At 62.3% G+C, this 5,729-nt stretch carries 8 protein-coding genes; 3 read left to right on the top strand and 5 right to left on the bottom strand.

Going from position 1 to position 5,729, the window contains the following annotated elements:
* From BMZ17_RS20755 to BMZ17_RS20740, 4 genes are all read right to left on the bottom strand, one after another.
* Window positions 1-338 (bottom strand): Rieske 2Fe-2S domain-containing protein (locus BMZ17_RS20755; protein WP_139203049.1); only part of this gene is annotated, 338 nt, incomplete at its 3' end.
* Window positions 339-437: 99 nt separating this feature from the next.
* A complete protein-coding gene (catA, locus tag BMZ17_RS20750; protein WP_093144472.1) occupies window positions 438-1,373 on the bottom strand; it encodes a catechol 1,2-dioxygenase in 936 nt (311 codons plus the stop codon).
* A gap of 81 nt (window positions 1,374-1,454) precedes the next feature.
* Window positions 1,455-1,745: a muconolactone Delta-isomerase gene (gene catC / locus BMZ17_RS20745; protein WP_093144470.1), complete on the bottom strand. Its 291-nt coding sequence runs from the start codon at window positions 1,743-1,745 to the stop codon at window positions 1,455-1,457.
* A 4-nt stretch (window positions 1,746-1,749) separates the two neighbouring features.
* Window positions 1,750-2,931: a muconate/chloromuconate family cycloisomerase gene (locus tag BMZ17_RS20740; RefSeq protein ID WP_093144468.1), complete on the bottom strand. Its 1,182-nt coding sequence runs from the start codon at window positions 2,929-2,931 to the stop codon at window positions 1,750-1,752.
* A 158-nt stretch (window positions 2,932-3,089) separates the two neighbouring features.
* On the opposite strand from BMZ17_RS20740, the gene BMZ17_RS20735 reads away from it, so the two are divergent.
* Window positions 3,090-4,019 carry a LysR family transcriptional regulator gene (locus BMZ17_RS20735; protein ID WP_093144466.1) on the top strand — a complete coding sequence of 310 codons (930 nt, stop codon included), beginning with the start codon at window positions 3,090-3,092 and terminating at the stop codon, window positions 4,017-4,019.
* Between the two features lie 75 nt (window positions 4,020-4,094).
* Here the strand turns inward: BMZ17_RS20735 and dmeF are convergent, their stop codons facing one another.
* The gene (gene dmeF, locus BMZ17_RS20730) at window positions 4,095-5,063 is read right to left on the bottom strand and encodes a CDF family Co(II)/Ni(II) efflux transporter DmeF (protein ID WP_093144464.1); all 969 of its coding nucleotides are present in this window, start codon (window positions 5,061-5,063) and stop codon (window positions 4,095-4,097) included.
* Between the two features lie 62 nt (window positions 5,064-5,125).
* Here dmeF and BMZ17_RS20725 point away from each other — a divergent pair, with 62 nt between their 5' ends.
* Together BMZ17_RS20725 and BMZ17_RS21395 are read left to right on the top strand one after the other, a co-directional pair.
* Complete coding sequence (locus tag BMZ17_RS20725; RefSeq protein ID WP_093144462.1) at window positions 5,126-5,398, top strand: metal/formaldehyde-sensitive transcriptional repressor; 273 nt, start codon at window positions 5,126-5,128, stop codon at window positions 5,396-5,398.
* 179 nt (window positions 5,399-5,577) lie between these two features.
* The coding region (locus BMZ17_RS21395) for a TetR/AcrR family transcriptional regulator (RefSeq protein WP_139203047.1) at window positions 5,578-5,729 on the top strand (152 nt) is incomplete at its 3' end.

Below are 5,729 nucleotides of genomic sequence, written 5' to 3'. Positions count from 1 at the left end.
AAGCTGCCCTTGTTGCCGTGCTTGCGCCGGCACAGCATCGCGCCGCGGTGCGCGCAGGCGTTGATCACCGCGTGCAGCTCGCCGGTCTTGTCGCGGGTAATCACCACCGGCTGGCGGCCGATGTAGGTAGTGAAGTAATCGTTGTTGTTGGGGATCTGGCTCTCATGCGCCAGGTAGACCCAGTTGGCCTCGAAGATGTGTTTCATCTCCAGCTCGAACAGCTCGGAGTCGGTGAAGATGTCGCGGCGGCAGCGGTATATGCCCGCCTCCGGATCGTCCTGCAGCGCGGTGGCCAGCAGCTGCGCGATGTCGGTCTTGTTTTCGATGATCGCGGACATGGGGACCTCTCCCGGTGGGGATGGCTGCAACGCGTCAGACGCGCTGCAGCGATGATGGTGTGGTGCGGACGACGGCGCGTTGCACCGTTCGATCGTGAATCAAGCAGCGACGCGGAGGCGCTCGACCAGCTGGTTGTCCTGCCCGGCCACCAGTGGCGTGAGATGGAAGTCGAAGGTGATTTCGGCGAACGGACCATCCAGACCGGCGGCCTGGATGGCAGCTGCGTCAGTGTGCTCGACGATCTCCGGCACCAGCCCGTCTCGGGTGGCGTAGGCGAAGTCGTCATTGACCAACGGATCGCCGGCAATGTTGATTTGCGTGGTCAACTTGCGATGCTCGTCGGCACCGACGAAGAAGTGGATGTGCGCCGGGCGCTGGCCATGACGGCCCAGGGCGAACAACAGCTGCTCGGTCGGGCTGCCCGGCGGCACGCCGTAGCCTTTTGGGAGGATGCTGTGGAAGCTGTACTGGCCCGTGTCGTCGGCGATGATCGTGCGACGCATGTTGAACGGCGCCTGCTCGCCGGTGGGATCGAAGTGCGAATAAAATCCGCGCGTGTCGCAGTGCCACACCTCCACGCTCGCACCGGGTAACGGCTGGCCGTTGCTGCCATAGACCGTGCCGTGCATACGCAGTAGCTGGCCATTGGTATCGCGGCCGTCGTCAAGACGTGCATGACCTTGCTCCACCGGTGCACCGGCCACGTAGAGGGGACCTTCGATCGTGCGCGGGGTATCGTTCTGGATGCCGAGCGCTTCGTCTTCGGCATCCATGCGCAGGTCCAGGTAGTGGTCCAGACCCAGGCCGGGCGAGATTAGGCCGGCTTGGCCGGCCGCGCCCAGCGCGTTGAGCCAAGCAATGCCAGTCCAGTACTCGTCCGGTGTGATGTCCAGATCGTCAATGGCCTTGAACAGGTCCGACATCAGGCGATGGATGATCTGCTTGACCCGGGGATTGCCTTCGGGCTTGTCCAGGCCGCTCAGGGTCTGCAGGAAAGCTTGCACCTCGGGCTTGGCGAAAATGGTCACGCTCATCGTACTGCTCCTCTTGGTGGCGAATGCTGCCTTGACGCGTTCCCTCCCCAGGAGCGCATCGGATGGATGTGGGGAAACGGCTTAGCGGTCGTCCCCATGCAGGGACGAGGGATGCCGGCACAGCGGCATGACCGCAATGTCCATGTACGGGAACAGCGGCAGCGACAGCAGCAGGTCGTGCAGTTCGCTGGGGCTGTCGACATCGAAGATCGAGACGTTCGAGTACTGGCCGACGATGCGCCAGATGTGGCGCCACTGGCCCGATTGCTGCAGCTCCTGGAAGCGCGCTTTCTCGGTGGCCTTGAGGTCGGCCGCCTTGGCCGGATCCATGTCCAGCGGCAGCTTCACGTCCATGCGTACGTGGAACAACATGGCCTCAGCCCTCCGTGCCGGTGGTGGCGACCGTGGTGCGGCTGCGGTCGCGGCGGAAGGCGTTGACGCGGTCCTCGTCCAGGGCGATGCCCAGGCCCGGCGCGTTCGGCACTTCCAGGTGGAAGTCGCGATAGACCAGCGGCTGCTCCAGGATCTCTTCGGTCAACAGCAGCGGCCCGAACAGCTCGGTGCCCCACTGCAGGTGCGGGAAGGTCGCAAACACATGCGCCGAAGCAATTGTGCCCAGCGCGCCTTCCAGCATCGTGCCGCCGTAGAGTTCGATCCCTGCCGCATCGGCGATCGCGCCAACCTTCAGTGCGGCAAACAGGCCGCCGGACTGCTCGGTCTTGACCGCGAACACATCGGCGCCGGACACCTTGGCCAGCTCGTAGGCGCTCTCCGGGCCCTGCAGCACTTCATCGGCCATCAGCGCGATCGGGAAACGGCGCATCAGGCGCGTCATCGCCGCGGCGGTGGCCACCGGCTGCTCGGCCAGCTCGCAACCGGCATCGGCCAGCGCCGGCAGGCCACGCAGCGCGTCGGTCTCACTCCAGGCCATGTTGATGTCCACGCGCACCGCGGCACGGTCGCCGACGGCGCGCTTGATCGCGGCCACGTGCGCCACGTCCTCGGCCACCGACTTGCGCCCGATCTTGAGCTTGAACACGTTGTGCCGGCGCGCGGACAGCATCGCCTCGGCTTCAGCGATGTCCTTGGACGTGTCGCCCGAGGCCAGCGTCCAGGCCACGCCCAGGCGATCGCGCACCCGGCCGCCCAGCAGCTCGGACAGCGGCAGGCCACAGCGCTTGCCCTGCGCGTCCAGCAGCGCGGTCTCCACCGCGCACTTGGCGAAATGGTTGCCCTTGACCAGCTTGCCCACGCGCGCCATCAGCGCCTGCACGCGGGTCGCATCGCTGCCGACCAGCACCGGCGCGAAGTAGGTGTCGATCGCCAACTTCATGCCTTCCGGGCTCTCGGCGCCGTAGGCCAGGCCCGCGATCGTGGTGCCCTCGCCGATGCCGACCGTGCCGTCGCTGCAGTGCAGGCGCACGATCATCAGCGTCTGCCCGCTCATCGTGGCCACCGACAGGCGGTGCGGGCGGATGGTGGGCAGGTCCAGCAGGAAGGTCTCGACGCGTTCGATCGTCGGGGCCGCATTGGGGACGGGAGAGAGGGTGCGTTCCATGCTTTCGATTCTTGGGACCGATACACGCCGGCGTCCAAGACGAGTTCGGTCTGGCAAAATACCTTGCGCGTATAGTTGGCCTCTTAAACCCCGTTTTTGCTTATTTTAATGCGCTGCAACATAGCTACATTACATAGTTACGACTTTGGTCTAATCCCATGGATCTTCGCCAGCTCAAGTACTTTGTCACCGTCGCCAGAGAGCGCAATTTCACCCGTGCCGCCGAGCAGCTGCACATGGCCCAGCCGCCACTGAGCAGGCAGATCCAGCAGATGGAAGAAGAGCTGGGCGTTCGGCTGCTGGTACGCAGCAGCCGGCCGATCCGGCTTACTGACGCCGGCCGCCTGTTCTACGAAGAAGCCCAACAGGTGCTGGGGCGCGTGGAACAGATGAAAGATGCCGCTCGCCGGGTCGGCCACGGCGAGCGCCGGGTGATCAGCATCGGGTTTGTCGCTTCCACTTGGTATGGGGGATTGCCCACAGTCGTACGGCGCCTGAGGCAAGCCATGCCCGATGCCGAAGTGCGCATGGTGGAGATGATGTCCTTGCAGCAGGCCGAAGGACTCAAAAGCGGCCGTATCGACATAGGCTTTGGCCGCATCCGCACCAGCGACACAAGCGTTGAGCGTTTGGTGCTGCGCGAGGAACGCCTAGTGGTGGCCATACCGCCGTCGTTCGCACTCGCAGCTGATGACACACCCATTGCCCCAGCAGAGCTGAAAGGTCAGAAGCTAGTGGTCTATCCCAGCGAGCCCAGACCTAGCTTCGCCGATCAGGTGCTGTCGCTGCTGCGCGATCACGGCGTGCGCCCCTCCGAAGTGCAGGAAGTGCGCGAAATGCAGACGGCGCTGGGTTTGGTGGCCGCCGAAACCGGCATCTGCGTGATCCCTGCCTCGGCACGGCTGCAGCGCTCCGACCTGCACTACCGCTTGATCGATGACGAGCATGCCACCTCGCCGATCATCATGAGCTATCGCCACAATGAGGACGAAACGTTGATCAGACTGCTCAAGCAGCTGATCCGCGAAATGTATGAAGAACGACCTTCATGGCTGGACATCTCCTACAACCGTCTACACACGCCGTAGAACTTGGCGATTGCTGTCACCTGATCCAGCGTTCCGCGCTCACGGTCGTTAACTGACAGGGGAATGCGCCACTGCTTATGACAGGAACTGGGTATTGGATGCAAAGCCGGTGCGATTCAACTCCACCGTAATGTGTACGAGCTCTTCGTGGATGCCAATCGCAGCCCGGATCTGATCTGCGTCCACCTCGGCGTCTGTCACCAGGCTAATGACGCAGGCGTAGGTGTCCCCGCCAACACGCCAGACATGTAGATCGCTGATGGCGGCGTCGAAAGGCAGATGCTGGATGACCTCGTGGATCTCCGCAACGACCGGCGCGTCCATCTCCGCGTCAAGCAGCACCCGGCTTGTACTGCGAAGCAATCCCCATGCCCACACCGTGACCAGCACGGCGCCTACCATTCCCATCACCGGGTCCAACCATCCGGCGCCCCAGAACATCCCGACCAGCAGCGCAACGATCGCTAGCACCGAGGTCGCCGCATCGGCCAGGACATGCAGATAGGCCGCGCGCAAGTTGAGATCCTTGTCATGACCGTGAGCGTGGCCGTGGTGATCATGCCCGTGGCTATGATGGTCATGTCCATGCGAATCACGCAGCCACCAAGCGCACACCAGGTTGACCAACAGGCCAATTACCGCGATGAAGATCGCTTCTTGGTAATGGATAGGTTTAGGCGTAAAGAGCCGCTCGATTGACTGGAAGGCCATCAGGGCAGCCACGCCCAGCAGCAGAATCGCGCTGGTGTAGCCACCTAGTACTTCGACCTTCCAAGTGCCAAAAGTGAAGCGCGCATTGTCCGCATGGCGGCGCGCAAAAGCGTAAGCAAACAATGCCAATCCAAGCGCCAGCGCGTGCGAGCTCATATGCCAGCCGTCGGCCAGCAACGCCATGGAATTGAGTGTCCAACCCCCGACAATCTCTATCACCATCATGACGGCGGTGAGGACCACCGCACGGCGCGTGCCGCGCTCTGCCAGAGGATTGCCAGCGGCGAAGGCATGAGAATGGCTACGCTGGGCCGCGGTGGTTGCAATCGACATCGTTGGCAACACTAACTAGGATACCCCCCCATGGTACATATTTTTACCCCCGAGGGGTATGCATGTCTCATCTGAGCAAGGACAAGTCAAAGCTGCTGTCGCGGGTGCGAAGGATCCGGGGACAGGTCGATGCAATCGAAAAAGCCCTGGCCAGTGATGTCGATTGTGCGGCGCTGCTGACCCAGGTGGCAGCCGTACGCGGTGCATCGCAGGGATTGCTGATTGAGTTGCTCGCCGACCACCTGAGGCATCACGTGGCCGAGCGCGACTTGCTAGAAGATCGCCTGCACGCGATCGACGATGTGGCAGCTATTCTCAAAAGCTATTTGAGATAGGAAGGCGCGCTATTTCCCTTTTTTATTGAATCAACGCCTAGCTCACGAATGTTTCCTGACGCGATGGCCCATTGGTGCTTTCTCCGTAGGTCCAAGGTCCTGACTTGTGTCTTCTAGCAATGAAAATTCAAGAACCGGGGGACTAGACGACCAGTCTAATCTGTAGTAGATTGCGACCCATGAACTCTTTCACCGCCCCCGAAACTTTCGGCGTTCGCGAAAAGATCCTGGCGACTGGCCAACGGATCATGGGCGGCAAGGGCTTTTCGGCGGTCGGTTTGAACGAAGTACTGACGTCCGCTGGCGTACCCAAGGGGTCGTTCTATCACTA

The sequence above is a fragment of the Pseudoxanthomonas sp. GM95 genome, from assembly GCF_900109775.1.
Taxonomy (GTDB): domain Bacteria; phylum Pseudomonadota; class Gammaproteobacteria; order Xanthomonadales; family Xanthomonadaceae; genus Pseudoxanthomonas_A.
This window is presented reverse-complemented; position numbering and strand designations above follow the sequence as displayed.